The organism is Shewanella piezotolerans WP3 (genome assembly GCF_000014885.1).
Classification (GTDB): domain Bacteria; phylum Pseudomonadota; class Gammaproteobacteria; order Enterobacterales; family Shewanellaceae; genus Shewanella; species Shewanella piezotolerans.
The window spans coordinates 4019714-4036932 of record NC_011566.1; the positions used below are offsets into that span (position 1 = coordinate 4019714).

18 protein-coding genes are annotated in these 17219 nt (G+C 45.5%); 9 read left to right on the forward strand and 9 right to left on the reverse strand.

Annotation, left to right across the window (positions count from 1 at the left end; genetic code table 11):
* Window positions 1–2 precede the first annotated feature (2 nt).
* Window positions 3–1412, forward strand: a complete 1410-nt coding sequence (locus SWP_RS16965; RefSeq protein WP_020913826.1) for an FAD-dependent oxidoreductase — start codon at window positions 3–5, stop codon at window positions 1410–1412.
* Window positions 1413–1562: 150 nt separating this feature from the next.
* Here SWP_RS16965 and SWP_RS16970 read toward each other — a convergent pair whose 3' ends face one another.
* Window positions 1563–2369, reverse strand: a complete 807-nt coding sequence (locus SWP_RS16970; protein ID WP_020913827.1) for a class I SAM-dependent methyltransferase — start codon at window positions 2367–2369, stop codon at window positions 1563–1565.
* Between the two features lie 200 nt (window positions 2370–2569).
* Between SWP_RS16970 and SWP_RS16975 the strand changes: the two genes are divergently transcribed.
* Window positions 2570–3247, forward strand: a complete 678-nt coding sequence (locus SWP_RS16975) for a Crp/Fnr family transcriptional regulator (RefSeq protein WP_044556041.1) — start codon at window positions 2570–2572, stop codon at window positions 3245–3247.
* Window positions 3248–3556: 309 nt separating this feature from the next.
* Window positions 3557–4735: a ribokinase gene (gene rbsK / locus SWP_RS16980; RefSeq protein WP_266197737.1), complete on the forward strand. Its 1179-nt coding sequence runs from the start codon at window positions 3557–3559 to the stop codon at window positions 4733–4735.
* A gap of 147 nt (window positions 4736–4882) precedes the next feature.
* On the opposite strand, the gene SWP_RS16985 is transcribed toward rbsK, so the two are convergent.
* Window positions 4883–5857, reverse strand: a complete 975-nt coding sequence (locus SWP_RS16985; RefSeq protein WP_020913830.1) for a nucleoside hydrolase — start codon at window positions 5855–5857, stop codon at window positions 4883–4885.
* Window positions 5858–6507: 650 nt separating this feature from the next.
* Here SWP_RS16985 and betI point away from each other — a divergent pair.
* The 6 genes from betI (at window position 6508) to SWP_RS17015 (ending at window position 13439) form a co-directional block, all read left to right on the forward strand.
* Window positions 6508–7113 carry a transcriptional regulator BetI gene (betI, locus tag SWP_RS16990; RefSeq protein ID WP_020913831.1) on the forward strand — a complete coding sequence of 202 codons (606 nt, stop codon included), beginning with the start codon at window positions 6508–6510 and terminating at the stop codon, window positions 7111–7113.
* The gene (betB, locus tag SWP_RS16995) at window positions 7104–8567 is read left to right on the forward strand and encodes a betaine-aldehyde dehydrogenase (protein WP_020913832.1); all 1464 of its coding nucleotides are present in this window, start codon (window positions 7104–7106) and stop codon (window positions 8565–8567) included. Before betI ends, betB begins: the two co-directional genes overlap by 10 nt.
* 9 nt (window positions 8568–8576) lie before the next feature.
* Window positions 8577–10277, forward strand: a complete 1701-nt coding sequence (betA, locus tag SWP_RS17000) for a choline dehydrogenase (RefSeq protein WP_020913833.1) — start codon at window positions 8577–8579, stop codon at window positions 10275–10277.
* Window positions 10278–10594: 317 nt separating this feature from the next.
* On the forward strand, window positions 10595–11812 hold the full coding sequence (locus tag SWP_RS17005; protein WP_020913835.1) for a hypothetical protein: 1218 nt from the start codon (window positions 10595–10597) through the stop codon (window positions 11810–11812).
* A 19-nt stretch (window positions 11813–11831) separates the two neighbouring features.
* On the forward strand, window positions 11832–12536 hold the full coding sequence (locus tag SWP_RS17010; RefSeq protein WP_044556495.1) for a TorF family putative porin: 705 nt from the start codon (window positions 11832–11834) through the stop codon (window positions 12534–12536).
* Between the two features lie 414 nt (window positions 12537–12950).
* Window positions 12951–13439: a MarR family winged helix-turn-helix transcriptional regulator gene (locus SWP_RS17015; RefSeq protein WP_044556043.1), complete on the forward strand. Its 489-nt coding sequence runs from the start codon at window positions 12951–12953 to the stop codon at window positions 13437–13439.
* A gap of 201 nt (window positions 13440–13640) precedes the next feature.
* Here the strand turns inward: SWP_RS17015 and SWP_RS17020 are convergent, their stop codons facing one another.
* The 7 genes from SWP_RS17020 to SWP_RS23980 form a co-directional block, all read right to left on the reverse strand.
* Window positions 13641–13892: a S24/S26 family peptidase gene (locus SWP_RS17020; RefSeq protein ID WP_048908474.1), complete on the reverse strand. Its 252-nt coding sequence runs from the start codon at window positions 13890–13892 to the stop codon at window positions 13641–13643.
* Window positions 13893–13940: 48 nt separating this feature from the next.
* Window positions 13941–14444 carry a superoxide dismutase, Ni gene (gene sodN, locus SWP_RS17025; RefSeq protein ID WP_020913840.1) on the reverse strand — a complete coding sequence of 168 codons (504 nt, stop codon included), beginning with the start codon at window positions 14442–14444 and terminating at the stop codon, window positions 13941–13943.
* An 8-nt stretch (window positions 14445–14452) separates the two neighbouring features.
* Window positions 14453–14665 (reverse strand): hypothetical protein, encoded by a 213-nt coding sequence (locus tag SWP_RS17030; protein ID WP_044556044.1) that lies wholly within the window; start codon window positions 14663–14665, stop codon window positions 14453–14455.
* A gap of 110 nt (window positions 14666–14775) precedes the next feature.
* Window positions 14776–15204 carry a DUF2753 family protein gene (locus SWP_RS17035; RefSeq protein WP_044556045.1) on the reverse strand — a complete coding sequence of 143 codons (429 nt, stop codon included), beginning with the start codon at window positions 15202–15204 and terminating at the stop codon, window positions 14776–14778.
* Between the two features lie 272 nt (window positions 15205–15476).
* Window positions 15477–15932 (reverse strand): GNAT family N-acetyltransferase, encoded by a 456-nt coding sequence (locus tag SWP_RS17040; RefSeq protein WP_044556496.1) that lies wholly within the window; start codon window positions 15930–15932, stop codon window positions 15477–15479.
* Window positions 15933–15963: 31 nt separating this feature from the next.
* Entirely contained in the window at window positions 15964–16620 is a 657-nt protein-coding gene (locus SWP_RS17045; protein ID WP_020913843.1) for a Bax inhibitor-1 family protein, read from the reverse strand.
* 206 nt (window positions 16621–16826) lie between these two features.
* Window positions 16827–17069 (reverse strand): hypothetical protein, encoded by a 243-nt coding sequence (locus SWP_RS23980; RefSeq protein WP_020913844.1) that lies wholly within the window; start codon window positions 17067–17069, stop codon window positions 16827–16829.
* Window positions 17070–17219: the final 150 nt, after the last annotated feature.

Genomic DNA, 17219 nt, shown 5'->3' on the forward strand with positions numbered 1-17219 from the left:
TAATGAGCAATGATTTCCAGTTTATTGAAGTTGGGCGCAAAGACCCAACTAAACACGCAGCCAAACAGCGCGCTACGCAGTTTATTGAAATATACCAGCCCTTTGCCCAACCACAGGTAAAAGAGCAAGCAGACCGCTGTTTAGACTGCGGTAACCCATATTGTGAGTGGAAGTGTCCACTGCATAACTACATCCCCAACTGGCTGCAACTGGCCAAACAGGGACGTATTATGGAAGCGGCGGACTTAGTCCACGAGACCAATACCCTGCCAGAGATCTGTGGCCGAGTTTGCCCACAAGACAGGCTCTGTGAAGGGGCTTGTACCCTTAACGAAGAGTTTGGCGCGGTCACCATTGGTAACGTCGAGAAGTACATTACCGACACAGCTATTTCACAAGGCTGGCGACCGGATATGTCAAAAGTCACCGCCCGCAAAGAGCGAGTGGCAATTATTGGCGCTGGCCCAGCAGGTCTTGGCTGCGCCGATATCTTGGCTCGCAACGGAGTGCAAGCCGTTGTCTATGATAAGAATGTGCAGATTGGTGGCCTACTTACTTACGGTATTCCGTCCTTTAAGCTCGACAAAGAGGTGATGCAAATTCGCCGCAACGTGCTTGAGGGCATGGGGATAGAGTTTAAGCTTGGGGTTACCGTTGGCAAAGATGTCGACTTTAAAGAGCTAATAGAAAACTACGACGCAGTATTTTTAGGCATGGGCACCTACACAGCAATGAAAGCCAACCTCGTCGGCGAAGATGCGACCGGTGTGCATCAAGCCCTGCCCTACCTTATCGGTAACACCCACAATGTAATGGGCACCGAATGTGCTGATAACCCATACCTAAGTCTTGAAGGTAAGCGTGTAGTGGTTCTAGGTGGTGGTGATACCGCCATGGATTGTGTTCGCACCGCTGTGCGTCAAGGTGCCACTCAAGTCACCTGTGCTTATCGCCGTGACGAAGAGAACATGCCTGGTTCACGCCGCGAAGTACAAAATGCCCGCGAAGAGGGGGTTGAGTTTCTGTTTAACCGTCAACCTAGTGAGATCAAAACCATTGACGGCAAAGTGGTTGGTATCGAGTGCATCGAAACCGAGTTAGGTGACGCCGACGAAAGCGGCCGTCGTCGTCCACAGCCTATTGCTGGTAGCGAGCAAGTATTGGACGCCGACGCGATCATTATCGCCTTTGGTTTCCAGCCAAGCCCAGCAAAGTGGCTCGGCGACTACAACATTGAGCTCAATGATTGGGGATTAGTCAAAGCGCCAAAAGTGGCCGACAACCCATTTCAGACCAGCAACCCGAAAGTGTTTGCCGGCGGCGATATGGTTAGAGGCTCAGATCTCGTGGTCACCGCCATTGCTGAAGGCCGCGACGCTGCAATGGGGATCCTCAACTTCTTTGAGGACTAAGATTTAGCGCTAGTGTTAAGAGAGCTAACGGTTCAAGTGGACGATTAAAGAGTTGTTTGTGATTGGCGCTCCGAATGGAGCGCTTTTTTTTGTTCCTTAAGCGATTAGGTCACTAACTTAGAGCAAAGCAAACGCGGTATTTTACCTAATCTAGATTTGTTTTTTCTTCGCCACCAGCGTAATAGCAGCCAGATTATGTTTGTGTTTACTAAATACCTTACGCATACCGAGCACCCGGGCACGCGCCTTTGGTCGAGTTAACAGGTTTTTAGCTATCTTAAGAAAGCCCAATATTCCCTCATCGTCTATCATTCGCTTCGGTTCCAGAAGATGCATAGGCGCAACAGCTTCAAATTCAATCTCAAAACCATTATCCAACATAAGCTGTTTCCACTCTACCGGAGTTATCGGTTTAGCTGGGTGTTGAATGGCCTCTGAAACCTCCTTCTGAATAGCCCGTTTAGCACTTGGGGCAATACTATCGGGCGAAATACACAGTTCATGAATGCCGTAGCGACCGCCCGCCTCTAGAATTCTCGACGCTTCAGCAATGATCTCGTTTTTCCGGCTATCGGACTGCATAGTTAACATCGCCTCACCGTACACGACCGTCGCCACACTTTCTTCAAGACCCGTTTGCTGTGCATTACCGAGTTTGCAAAGCTGTAAGCCCCCCTTTAAATAGGAGCGAACTATCTCAGCGGCCTGCTCATTTTGTTCAATGGCGGTATAGCTTTTAGGAGCCTTCTCTAAACAAAGGCGGGCGGTATACCCCATACCTGGAGCAAACTCCACAACGCGATCAGCAGTGGTTATTTTCAAGCTCTGCAACATTTTTTGCGTGAGCTCTTTACCACCTGGACGCAGCACCTTTTTACCCAGTTGAGCAAGTACCCAGTGCCCTGGTGTTTTTGATACATTTCTGTGTTCATTTGGCATTGCCATTTTTTCTGACATATCGACTCCTAGGCTAAAAGTACAACAGGAACCCATATAGCCATAATCGCTATCACGCTTATCCATCGAAAAGCAGGACTTATCGCTTCCATAATCGCTCCCTTTATATGTTGCACTTTTATTAATAATGATTATCATTTGCACTATATCTTGAATAGCAAACTTCACCTCTTGATTATTATCAAGCCAAGGAATGTAACGTGCCGGGAACCCTCATCTCTTTACTTGATGAACAGCAAAAAAAGCAGTTATTTGCTGCGTGTAAAAAGGTCAATTACAGCCTGGGTTATCAACTATTTAGCCAAGGAGAGAGTGCAGACACTATGTACTTAGTGGACAGAGGCAAGGTTTCAATATATCGCTTGATGCCAAATGGAGACGAGAAGCTATTCAAGGTGTTTATGGCCGGAGAACTTATCGCTGAGATGGCGATGTTCATGCAGCCACGCCGCTACCCTATGAGCGCACGAATCGAGCAAGACAGTGAGTTATCCGCATTTTTCTACCGCAATATTCTGGGGATTGTATCGAGCTCACCAGAGCTTTCGGTGAAAGTGATGGCATTGATGAGTAATAAAATCTGCCAACTAATGGACAATATGAATATTCTGACCCAGGTCAACGCCAACCAGAGACTGGTTATGAAACTTGCTGATATTTATCGCTCACAAAGTATCAAACAAGGCCGAGTTTCCCTGCTCGTCACCAAAAAGCTACTCGCGACCCAGTTAGGCATGACTCCCGAAACACTCTCAAGAGCGATCAAGAAACTAAAGGCAGACGGCCATATCATCGAATCTGGCAATCACATTACTCTCGTTAATATCCCATCTCTATGTGAGTCAGTGGATTTAACCCCCGATATTTTCAGTACTTAACGTCACTATTCATTAAAGACAACACAGAAATAGATTTAAGAAGCTAAAGATTGATAGAAGGCAAGCTTAACGTTCATTCGCGTATATCGAAAGTGATTATCCTCGGCCGCTAGGTGCACCTAGAATAAAATCAGCATTCTGCAAACATGTAAATATACGGGCTAGCTTACGCCAATTGAGACTCCCCCTAAAAAACAAACCTTTTGGTTCACTTCCCATGCTAAGCTTTTAGCTAAATCACAGCCTCTTTAAACCGCTACGCGTATATTCAACCCTATGAACAAACTCAGCCGAAATGAAAGACTGACAGTGATCTTAAAACTGCTCAGTGAACACAAAACCTTATCCAATGCCCAACTGGCCAAGTTACTGCAAGTCACACCCAAGACCATTCGTTGCGATCTGGTGTTACTGCAAAATGAGCGGCAAGTGATAAGGACTCATGGTGGTGTACAGATCTCAGCGGAGTTCGATGCTGATAAATATTGTCTGGATAACCTGTTATCACAGTTAACCAGCAATGCCAGTTTATCGAGTCCATCCGCACAGACTCCTAGTAAACGTAGAGGTAATGAAATGAATAACAAGGTGTTTATACTCGGCTCTTTTAATGTCGATATCGTCTCTACATTGGAGCGCTTTCCCCAACCTGGTGAAACGTTACATGCACTGAGCAACAATATTGGTGCTGGCGGTAAAGGGGCAAACCAAGCATATGCAACGGCAAAGGCTGGCGCCAATGTCACCTTTATGACCAAAATCGGTAAAGACCAATTTAGCCACTTCGCTAAAGAGCATCTGGCTACGACGGGGATCAATAACACCATTATCGCCGAATCAGACAACAGCCCTACAGGCAATGCCCTCATCTATGTCTGCCAGCAAACCGGTGAAAACATGATTGCAGTGCACTCTGGTGCCAATACTGAAATTACCCAGCAAGAGATCATACAAGCGGAGCAACACATTGTGGGGGCTGATTTGCTGCTGACTCAACTGGAGAACAATATCGATGCGGTGAAGCGCGCAATGCAGATAGCTCATGCCCATGGCGTCAGTGTTGTGCTAAACCCTGCGCCCTACCACAACGAGACTCCAAGCTTACTGGAGTATGTGGATATGGTGACCCCAAATGAAACTGAAGCGTCTTTGATGACAGGCATCGAAGTGACAGATCTCGATAGCGCTAAACAAGCCGCAATAAAAATCAGTCAAATGGGGGTAAACAAGGTGGTGATAACCCGAGGGGCACAAGGGGTACTCTTGTATGAAAACGGCCGTTTCAGCGAAGTTGCCGCAGTAAAATGCGTAGTGACCGATACCACGGGTGCTGGGGATGCCTTTAACGGTGCACTGGTGGCACAAATAGTAAAGGGCGACAGCCTATTAGATGCAGCAAGATTTGCCAACGCCTATGCCTCGTTGGCTGTAGAGCGCGAAGGCGCAGCGAATATGCCAGATGTGAGCTTAGTGGCTGCAAGGCTGTAATGGCCCGAGCTATAACAGTTTCCCTACTCGCATACGACCGCTAGAGACAAAAAAGCCTAGTATTAAACACTAGGCTTTTTTTAACGATACTCACAACTTAAAAACGGTTCTAATCTTTAAACAGCTTAAAATTTTCAAGCCTGATAATCATCGTTGCTTTTGGCCATAATCAATAATGGTTTGGCGGTAAATTTCCAGCAACTCACTATCATTCACTGCAACCCCAATACGTTGTGATGTTTGAGTTTGCCACTCATCATGCATGTATTGACGGCCATCGAATTTCTGAATAGTCATCCCTTCTGCAGGTCCTTCGGTCACCACGCGTACAGGCCCCTCTCTGAGGGTGAACAACTCTGGCTTAATCACATAAGCAATCGCCGATGGGTCGTGTACGTGACAAGCATTTAAGCCCACTTTCTCTTTATAAAATTTAAGGTAGAAGCGACTAACGTCCCAAATAAACTGACCCACTTCAGCGGCATCATCACGCAACTGGTCTAAATAGTCTGCCGTAAAGAAGCTTTGCTCAGTAACATCAAGCCCAATAATCACTACTGGCCAAGCGGCGCCAAATACAATATCAGCAGCATGGGGATCGTCATGGATATTAGCTTCTGCATATGGCGTCACATTACCGCGGTGATCGTTAACCCCGAATGCGCCGCCCATAATCACCACTTCTTTAACCAAATTAACAATATTAGGCTCAGCTTTCAGCGCCAGTGCGAGGTTAGTCAAAGGTCCAATAGCCACTAAAGTGATTTCGTTTGGCTCGGCCGTTACCGCGTCAATGATGTATTGGTAAGCAGGACGACTATCGGCCTCGCCCGCCACATCAGCAGGTACTTGGACATCACCAAATCCACTTTCGCCATGTACCGCGACAGTAGGGCCAACCGGAGGTCTAACAATAGGTTTGCTAGCGCCTTCTGCTACATCGGCCCCAAAGCCATACTTTTGTTTTAGGTACAAAGCATTATGCGTCGCGCCCGCAATGGCCACATTACCGTAAATAGTGGTTATCGCCTTGAGCTCGATGTCAGGATGCGCCTCAGCGAACAGGATCGCCATGACATCATCAATCCCTGGATCTGTGTCTAATATTATTTTTTTAGTCATTGAATCTATCATCCTGTTTTCGTGATATCGATACCCAGCGGTTGCGCTGTTGCACATTAAGCGCCTAGCGACATAAACATCAATATCAAATGAGTTAAAAGTGAATACGTAAAAAGCTTAGCAGCTTAACAACCCCCTAATATACGGACAGTGTTAAACAAGGAGTGTGATAAAACCAAGAACTTCTACAAAAAAGAGAACAACTTGGTTCGTATATCAAACTTGTGTTTTAAAAGTGCTTTTAATCAGTGGTCATAATGCTGGGTTTACCCTTAACGCCAATCAGCTGATTGTGGGCTAATCGCCTCCGCTAAATACAAAAGCCCCTCAGTTCGAGTAACAACATCTAAGAGCTATCGAATGCTAAAGATTACGGTTGAAACTAATTTTTGTTCAAACTTTATTTTTTGCAAAACAGCGACTATTGAACACTTATCATTCTATGATTTTGTGCCAATTTAATCAGACACTTACACCAACGTCACTCCAAGCATAAATTCACAAAACGATTCTGTGATTCAGGTCGCAAATTTCAATAAAGGTTGATAGTTACAGCTCTAACCATTAGAGTTGTTATTAATTGAACGTTCAATTAACAATTTGAGCTACAAAAATACTAACAATAATAGCCATTCAGGATCTCGCCTTTTATGCCGCGCCCGCCAATGAAAACCGTCCGCCAACAACAGCTCATCGACGCCACTTTAGTCTCGGTTGAACAACATGGGTTACACAACACCACCATCAATACGATTAGTGGTTTGGCTGGGTTGTCATCAGGATTAATTAGCCATTACTTTGGCGGCAAACAAGGGTTAATTGAAGCAACGCAAAAGTATTTGCTCGATCAGCTTAAACAAGCGCTACTGAGTCGCACAGCAGATAAAGAGCTATTGCCACTGGCGAGGTTGCACGCCATTGTTGAGGCCAACTTTACCGAGTTGCAACGCTCAAGACCGGCAACCAAGACCTGGTTAAGCTTTTGGTCACAAGCAATGCACGAGCCAGGGCTTGCAAGGCTGCAACATATCAACAGCCAACGTCTATATAGCAACCTCTTATTTTCTTTCAAAAAGCTACTTCCCGATACCAGCGCCATCACTGCAGCCAAACAAACTGCCGCCATGATTGATGGCTTTTGGCTACGTAGTGCGTTGAGCGCTGCACCAGAGAAAGAGTTCGAACAGGCACAAATTTTATGTAAGGCCTTTATCGAGGCAGTGATCATGCAGTACGGAGAAACCCGATGTCACTAGTTGTATATCCAAACTATATCCACGGACAAGCCCTTAGAAACAGTAGCGGCGAAACCTTTGAAGTGATTAACCCAGCGACTGGCAAGGTCAATTATTTAGTTGAAGTTGCCGATGAAAAGATCCAGCAAGCGGCAATCGACAGTGCAAAAACAGGCTTTGCCGTTTGGTCTGCAATGAGCACATTCGAGCGCAGTCGTATTTTGCTTAAAGCCGTTGCACTGCTTCGCGAGCGCAACGACGAGCTAGCAGCAATAGAAGTGCAAGACACAGGTAAACCCTGGCAAGAAGCGTCAGTGGTTGACGTGGTAACCGGTGCAGATTCAATTGAGTTCTTTGCCGGTCTTGCGCCAAGTATTGAGGGCAATCAGCAAACCGTTGGTGATGATTTCTATTACACCCGCCGCGAGCCATTAGGTATTTGTGCCGGGATTGGCGCTTGGAACTATCCGCTACAGATCGCCTGCTGGAAATCAGCGCCGGCGCTGGCTTGCGGCAATGTGATGATCTTTAAACCATCGGAAGAAACGCCCTTAGGTGCATTAAAGCTTGCAGAGATATTTACCGAAGCGGGCGTACCCGATGGTGTATTTAACGTAGTGCAAGGTGATGGCCGCGTGGGCGCTTGGCTAACGCATAATGAAGAGATAGCAAAAGTGTCGTTCACCGGTGAAGTCGGCACAGGCAAAAAAGTAATGGCAGCTGCTGCCAGCTCACTCAAAGAGGTCACTATGGAGCTTGGCGGTAAATCACCGCTAATCGTCTTCAACGACGCTGATCTCGACAACGCAGTATCGGCTGCCATGCTAGGTAACTTCTACACCCAGGGCGAAATTTGCACCAATGGCACACGGGTATTTGTGCAGCAGGATATCTACCCTCAGTTTATTGAAAAACTCCTTAAACGCACTCAAGAGAATATTGTCTGTGGCGATCCGATGGATCCGGCAACAAACTTTGGCGCGCTTATCTCAAAGCCGCATCTCGACAAGGTGATGAGTTACATTGAGATTGGCAAGCAAGAAGGCGCAGAGCTACTCGCAGGCGGCCACACTTTAAGCCCTGATAACAGCCCTAGTGGCTACTTTGTTGCGCCGACTATTTTTGGTCAGTGCAGCGATGAAATGACCTTAAGCCAAGAGGAGATCTTCGGTCCGGTGATGTCGGTACTGCCGTTTAGTGATGAAGATGAAGTTATTCGCCGCGCGAATGCCACCCGCTTAGGCTTGGCCGCAGGCGTGTTTACTCAAGACATTACCCGCGCGCACCGCGTTATCCATCAGATGCAAGCAGGTATTTGCTGGATAAATGCCTATGGTGCCTCACCGGCAGAGATGCCTGTAGGCGGCTATAAAATGTCGGGGATTGGCCGTGAAAACGGCAGTGAAACCCTAAAAGCTTACACTCAAATCAAAGCCGTATACGTTGGTATGCAGCCGCTTGAAAGTCCGTTTTAAGGCGCTGACATGACCTCTATATCAAATGAAAAGTACGACTATATCATTGTTGGTGCAGGGAGTGCGGGCTGTGTACTCGCCAACCGCCTATCTGCCGATGCCAACAACAAAGTGCTGCTACTGGAAACCGGTGGTAGTGACAAGAGCATCTTTATCCAGATGCCAACGGCACTGTCTATTCCAATGAATACCGCTAAGTATGCCTGGCAGTTTGAAACCGAAGCTGAGCCGCATCTTGATAACCGCCGTATGCACTGCCCTCGCGGCAAGGTACTGGGCGGTTCGTCATCAATTAACGGCATGGTCTATGTGCGTGGCCATGCGCGTGATTTTGATGAGTGGCAGCAAGAGGGTGCTAAAGATTGGGATTATGCCCATTGCCTGCCCTACTTCAAAAAAGCAGAAAGCTGGGCATTTGGTGGAGACGATTACCGCGGCGTAGCCGGGCCTCTTGCGGTTAATAACGGCAATGAGATGAAAAATCCGCTCTATAAAGCCTTTGTTGACGCTGGAGTTGATGCTGGTTACTTAGCCACTGATGACTACAACGGCGCACAGCAAGAAGGTTTTGGCGCCATGCACATGACCATTAAAAATGGTGTGCGCTGGTCAACCTCTAATGCTTATCTGCGCCCTGCGATGAAGCGCAGTAACCTCACTGTTATCACCCATGCTCTGGTACATAAAGTGTTGTTCTCGACTAAAGCTGGCGAAAGCAAAAAAGCGGTCGGGGTGCACTTTGAGCGTAAAGGTAAGCACATAGAGGTCAACGCCAATAAAGAGGTCATCCTCTCGGCTGGCTCTGTCGGTTCGCCGCACATTCTACAGCTATCAGGTATTGGCGCAGCCGATACGCTAAAACAAGCTGGCATTGAGCAAGTCCATGAACTGCCAGGGGTCGGTGAAAACCTACAAGATCACTTAGAGTTCTACTTCCAATTTAAGTGCCTTAAGCCAATATCGCTTAACGGCAAACTCGACCCGTTGAATAAGCTATTTATCGGTACCCGTTGGATCTTAAATAAATCTGGACTGGGCGCCACTAATCACTTTGAGTCTTGTGGCTTTATTCGCTCAAAAGCTGGACTTGAGTGGCCAGACTTACAATATCACTTCTTGCCTGCTGCCATGCGCTATGACGGCAAAGAAGCTTTTGCAGGCCATGGTTTTCAGGTGCACATTGGCCATAACAAGCCTAAAAGCCGCGGCAGTATTAAAGTGCTTTCTAGTGATGCGCATGTTGCGCCAAGTATTCAGTTTAATTACCTGTCGCATCAAGATGACATTGAAGGCTTTCGCGCCTGTGTTCGCCTTACTCGCGAGATCAGCAATCAGAACGCACTCGATGAATATCGCGGCGAAGAGATCCAGCCAGGTATTAGCGTGCAAACCGATGAGCAGATAGACAGTTTTGTCAGAAGCTCTGTTGAGAGTGCTTACCACCCATCTTGCTCATGCAAAATGGGCGAAGACGCGATGGCTGTGGTTGATTCGCAAACCCGAGTACACGGCATGGAAGGCCTTAGAGTGGTTGATTCCTCTATTTTCCCTACCATTCCGAACGGCAATTTAAATTCGCCGACCATTATGGTCGCAGAGCGAGCAGCAGACTTGATTTTAGGTCATAGCCCATTATCGCCGAGTACAGCGCCAGTGATTACCGCCAACAATTGGCAGCAACAACAGCGCAACCATTTACCCAAGAGATAGCGCCACAAGATAGGTCGCTTGGCTTAGCGCAGCATTTAAGTGCTAAGCCAGTCGATGTCCCCAGCGAACTGGAGATGATCCGCAATCAATTTGCGCATTTCAAAATAGCTGGGTATAGGCCTCGGTCAGCCTAAGCCAAGTAGGGCTAAATGGCCATAATCGCCAACTGTAATTTATCAAACCTTAACTTTCGTTAAATCGATAATTAAGGCTTGAGGGATTTTTGCGGCCAAAATTTGCTGCAAGTTAGCATAATAACAATAAACATAAGGATTTAAACCCATGTTTTATAACAACAATAAGTCTGGAGTTCTATAATGACTACTTGGCTTACTATAGGGATATTATTTACGTTCGCAGCCATCGCTTTTGTGATTTACCGCTGGGGCAATGTTAAGTGTGTCGGAGTCACCCCCGTGCGTACTTTCACCTTTATCGCCATTTTGTTTACCTCAGGGTTAGACGTGGGACTGATTATGTTCCCACTGACCGAGTTTGGCGGCTACGCTGATGTCGCGGCTAGCCCTGAATACGGCTTTACCAATCCGCTCGCGATTGAGTTTGGCTTTTGGGCATTTCTGATCTGGGCGTTTTACTTTCTGACCTGTTTCTATTTTTGTGTCATAGAGCCAAGAGTCAAGTTCTTCGAAATCCCGCTGATCAAGTTCATTAATAACGTGGTAATTATTGGTACTTGTGCGTTTACCGCTTACCTACTACTGACCAACTTACCTTGGTATCTACCTGAGATGGGCGATGGCGAAACGGTTGTTAGTAGCTTCTATCTCATCGTATTTGTGATAATTGCCGCTGCAGTTTACTCAAGCACGAGTATTCGCTACGTACGTAAGTTGAGTTTAGCTAGCACTTGGTTGTTTATGGGCTTAATTGTCTTGATGTGGGCCGGCGCATTCTTATCAAAAGACTCTGGTGTGGGCGAATTTGTCACTACCTTTGCCATGCTCGGGGACTACTTCGGTAATATCCACCAGTTTGTGCTGCCACTCAATGATTACCACGAGTTCTACCTTTTCTGGTGGTTTGCTTGGAGCATCATGATTGGTCAGTTTACTTCTCGCTTTGTCGGCGGCATGAAAACCTATCAGGTATTGATTGCGATGATGGTATTTCCATCACTGCCTATCGCCGTTTGGTTTACAGTGCTGTACTACTATAGTGCCAATGAAATAGCCACCACAGGCTTCTACAACATCGCCATGGTGTTAGTGGGCATTACCTTTGTAGTCAACTCACTTGACTCATTGATCCGCTTATACACCGACAACCTAAACCTTACGGTCGAACGTTTCGGCAAGACCAAATATATCGTCGGCAATATCGCACTGATGAGTGGCCTGACGCTACTGTTCCAGCTTAACTTCCTTGAGATCCAGTGGGTTGGCGCATTAGCCATTGCACTCATATTGGCTTGTTTCGGCTATATCTTAGCCACCAAATTTAACAAGGTTGCTGCGATTGAGCATTCACCAAAAGAAAACAAAATTGATTTTAGCAAAATTGAATTAGCTAACTAATAAGAAAGAAAGGGAAATGATGAAAACAACAATTAAAAGTCTTGCGCTAGTAGGTCTAATGGCTTTACCTACCTCTGCCTTTGCAGGTGTAAGCTCAACCGTTAACGCGACCTCTGATTACACCTTTAACGGTGTGAGCCAAACAGACAATGGTCCAGCCCTGCAGGCAAGCCTCGACTATGCAGCCGATGCGGGTTGGTATGTTGGAACGTGGGCATCGAACGTTGATTACGGCTCTGGCGATGACACTTGGTTAGAACTAGACTTTTACGGTGGTATGTTTTACCAGCTAAGCGAACGTGTTTCTCTCGATGCAGGTATAGCTTACTATACTTACCATGGTGACGACGCTTCTAGCGATTACAAATACCCAGAGGTTTACACCAAATTTGGTTACGCTTCATCAGCAGGGCAAACCGAGTTGAACTTCTGGTATACCTGGGATTACTTTGGTGTTGATGCAGGTCACTACATCATGATGGCAGCACACACCTTTACTGTTGCAGAAGGTCATGATATCCGTATTAGCTTTGATCGTTCTACCTCTACCGATGAAGCCAAGTGGTCTTGGGATGGCGATAAAGCCTACAACCATTACCGCGCTGAGTACATGACAAGCTGGAAAGGTTTCGACTTTAACCTAGCCGTTGAAGACACCAGTATGGACATCGATACTGCCGATACTCGCGCCGTACTGTCTGTTGCAAGAACCTTTAACTTCTAATAGCAACTGCATTAAAAGTTTGACCATTGAGCGGGAATTAAAAACGCTGTAGGCAAGTAGTGGAATTTGAGCTAATAGTTATTCTATTTCCAAATCCCATAGCGAAGCATACAGCGTTTGCCAATTTGTTTAACCTCAGCCGCACTAGGTGAGACCCTCAGTCTTTCCACTTCTGCTTTGCATTGGCTTAAAAGGGAATAACCATTTCTTTACCAATGCGCTTTGAATTGAAAAGGCTGAGGGGCTCTGAACTGGCCAAATACTTAATGCAATTGGTATAGCGATTAGCTTTTAGATCGTTTAGCTAAGTTGCACATGCAGTCTAAAATACGGTATAACGCTCTGTCGTTATGCCGTATTTTTATTTTTGGCGTAAAATTACCGTTAATTCAGTATCACCAGCATGGGAAAGTTATGGAAAAGTACGAAGAATTATTGATCTCATTGCGTCGAGTGATCCGTGCCATTGATATCCATTCTCGGCAACTGAATAAACTGTCAGGGCTTACGGGGCCGCAGTTAATGGTGATGCAAAATATCGAACAGCTTGATGCGCCATTGGCCAAAGAGATAGCTAAAGAGGTGTCTTTAAGTCCAGCGACGGTAACCACTATTGTCGATAAATTAGAAAGCCGTCAATTGGTGGTTAGAACCCGCAGTGAAACCGATAAGCGTAAGGTGCATTTATCGCTCAGCGACTCAGGTAAAGCACTGCTAAGCAACTCACCAAAGCCATTACAAGAACACTTTATTACCCGCTATCAGAATTTAGAGCAGTGGGAACAAAGCCAGCTATTATCGTCAGTTGAACGTATCGCTTCAATGATGGATGCCAACGAGCTAGACGCTGCGCCAGTACTTTTGGTTGGACAGATCCAAGCAGATGATGCCGCTAAAGGCTAATTAACCAGCCTATATCCATTAAACTTCAAGGCTCGATTGCGGCCTTGAAAGCACTTATACCAATCAGTATAAAGATTTGATCGCTCAGCGAGAGTTTAGCGACTTTGAGGTAAGGTCATTAAATGCTCCTGCATTAATGACATTCACCACATCCATGTGGTTAGCAATGAATGAAGAGCATAGTTATTATACTGATTGGTATTAACCCACTACCAGTATCACTTTGCTCTTTATTTGCGAGGCTTTAATAGGCCCAATTTCGTCAATGCCTACGCTATCCCTATTCTCGCCTTTAAACCAATACCGACCAGTATGGTCAATCCCTACTAAAGTCTTGACGATGTAGCCATATCGAGGGTGAAGAAGTTTGATAATGTCACCCACTTTTAGAGCCTGTTTATCAAAGTGTTCTGATAACAGTACGAAGTTGCCACTTTTAAGCCGAGGAAACATGCTGTTTCCAACGACTTTATTAAGGCTAAATCCAAACATGGTTGCAGATTACGACGCTAGTTTTGGATAAATGACAAGTTCAGCAGGTGGATACGGACAGTTTGCCGAGTAAACCTCTACCCCTTTACTCAGCCAGAATATCTCTGCGAAGCGATTGACCAGTGTAAGCAGTTCCATCGTTGCCGCCCGATCAATGTGCTGTTTGCTTTTTGACGCAGCTAACATGATGTTATGTGTGAGCGAGTGTAACTCAGGAAAAGCATCAAGTTGAGGTTGTTTTATATAATCGCCCCAGATAACTTGTATTTCAGCTTTCACTTTTTTCCCATGCAACTCTTTCTCTCCCAGCAAACGATTGAACTGTGCTAGTTGAGCCGCCGACATTTCATTTGCTGTAGGTAATTCATTAAGCAAATCGACCATGCGGATCATCGTCAACACAGCAAGTTGCGCTGTAATTGGATCGTAGATTTTACATGGAATATCACAGTGGGCCGAGACTGTCGTAAAAGGGTGCTTGCTGTCAATTTGGTTTAGTAACTTCGCTAACATTTTAGCTCCTATTTATTTCCATCAAACGATGATCTTTTTACCAAAGCTGTTCTAAGTATTTTGTAAGCCAATATGGCAGCAACAGCTACAGGAGCTGCCCATAGCAAATGGATGAGATTTGAAGACTCTGCACTATGATCATGGCCCGGATGGGCCAAAACAGAGGTTGAGAATATGACTAGCAAGCTTGTCATAATTGCTATCAGGTAATTTTTATTCATCGATATTCCTTTATGTATAAATTGATGCAAAACGTTCAGAGCATCCAAATTGAACTATTTAACAAACGGTCTCTGCAGGCTAATGCCCGTATAGATAGTGCTCTTGGTGACTAATGTAATGCGCTACTTTGTCCGCCGAGTGATGCTGCCGTATCTTCTAATGCTGATACACAGTCATCGCAAATTGGATGTCGCTTAGCAAAGTCAAGTAATGGCGGGATGGTTAAACTCAAGCTGTTAAAAGCAGAACTCCGCACTTCGGCGCAGACAGAATCATCGGCAGATAATGTTTGCACCTGTTTATGAGCGTGCTTCAAATAATGTAATGCCATTTCGCTTTGGTGTTGAGACTCATACAGATGAGCTAAATTGTGCATGCCTGCTATCCAAGCAAACAATAGTTCCCGGTCACTCAACTGATGTGACCATTCATTCTCAATCAAAGAAACTGCTTGCTGATAGCAATATTGAGCATCCAGCCAAGCTGCCTCTTTAAAATGCTGATTGCCAGAGTTCATGAGTTGCTGCCAATTTTCCATTTCATCACCATTTAGTTGCACTAGGTTATTCACTCGTTATAAGTCAGCCGAACAGCAGTAAGATTATTAAATTGCATTCAACAACGCTCAAATACGAATGATTCTCATTTAAATTTAACACAGTTAAAAATGAGGCTCAAATGGGGATTTAATAATTTACTTATGTAAAGAATGGCAAGGTGCATACGTTGAAGCATCCAGATTAGATGCTGTAATAAGTTGCAGAGCAATTCGATGAAGGGGACAAAGAAGCAGAAGTTGTAATGCTCAATTTATAGAGAAAGGGTCATAAAAGAACTGTAAGGGTCGTTTTTGTAGTCTGCAAAAGGCGCACACGCTTGGAAGCCAAACTGTTCATATAATTTTTTTGCGGGCTGAAACGCTTCCATTGAACCCGTTTCAAGGCTCAAGCGCTGATAACCTCGTGCTCGTGCCTCAGCAATCAGATGCGCCAATATTTTATGCGCTACACCTTGGCGAAGAAACTGAAGACTCGTGCGCATTGATTTAATTTCACCATGGTATTCATCCAGCTGTTTTAGCGCGCCAATACCTGCTAAATGTTCCGCGCTCCACAAGCTCCAAAAGGTAACATTAACCGCCTTAAGCCCCGAGGTATCAAGTGCATGAACACTCTCTGCGGGCGAATGGGACAACATATCTTGATGGTGCTGTTGCAACAGCACCATCACTTGCGGGTTGTCTAACTCTCCAACTCGGAGCTGCATGTTAGCCATGAGTAACCTTCTCTTTTAGCAACTATTTACGACCTAATATTCTCAGTATGCGTAAGAACAAATTAATAATGTCCATGTATAAAGCAGCTGCACTATCTACTGCATTATCGTAGGTTTTCGGAATAGCATTTGCTCGCGCCCAATCGTAGCCAATATAACCACAAAAGATAATCGCAACGATCCAATCTAAGATACCGTGATGAGTGTTAAAAATGAATATTTCAATGAGTTCTACCACAATAACACACAGCAGTGCGACGGTAAGGCCACCTGCTATTTTGTTGAAAAAGGCTGGATACATAGAACCGAGTAGCATCATCACAAACGTTACCATACCCGTGACTCTGATTGCTTCTACTACAATATTGGGATCATATCGGCTTACCACCAAGTTAATGATTAACCCAAAAGGTACCACCACAAAATTGTAACCGATGAAACTAACAATCGGGCTATCGGATTTACTGAATAGATAGATACCAAAAAAGCATGATGCAAAATAACCAATAAAGAACATTATCGGGTTAATACTACTTATCGATTCAACAGGGATATTGACAACCATCAACCAATTTACGGCAAAGCCCCAAATCAAAGTTAGGCCGATAACAAGATTATAAACAGAACCACTGATGATCTTATCGCTGGTTTCAGTCCGGTTAAATACTTTTACTTCCATTTTATATCCCTATAAATTAAATCACTTACCATTTTGGCAGTTATGAGTAGCAGATCTAAACACTGGTAAATCATACTTAAGTCGCAAACTTATCATCTGTAAGCTATTGTTGTAAATGAGTAATCATTGTCTTTCGTTAACGGGACGCAAACCAATATCTAAAAGTGGGGCGAACGTTTTCCCCTTTATCCAGAGTTAGGCTGCGTCTAACAACTAAAGTCGTGGCTATGCCACATATCAAGCTTCGCTTGGCCAAGGTCGTGGCGCTTCGCCCAGACTTGCAACAAAGAGTCGAGCCAAGGGGCAAAGCGCTTGCGCCCAGCTCTTGATTTCACATGAGTCCCCCCCTCAGCGCCCCAAACGAAGTTGTCTTCCTCATACTTATTCGATGGAGAGTGGGTGTATTGGGTGAGTCTGTAATGGCTGTTAGTCGCTAGATATCTGCCCAACGACCAAGCTCATTATTGGACAAAAGTTTGTTTGTGCTTGAGCACTTCGACATCTAAAAGCCAAACCAATCAAACTTCGTTTGATATAAGATCGTGGCGCTTCGCCCACCCCCGAGCCAAGGGGCAAAGCGCTTGCGCCCCTTAACAATC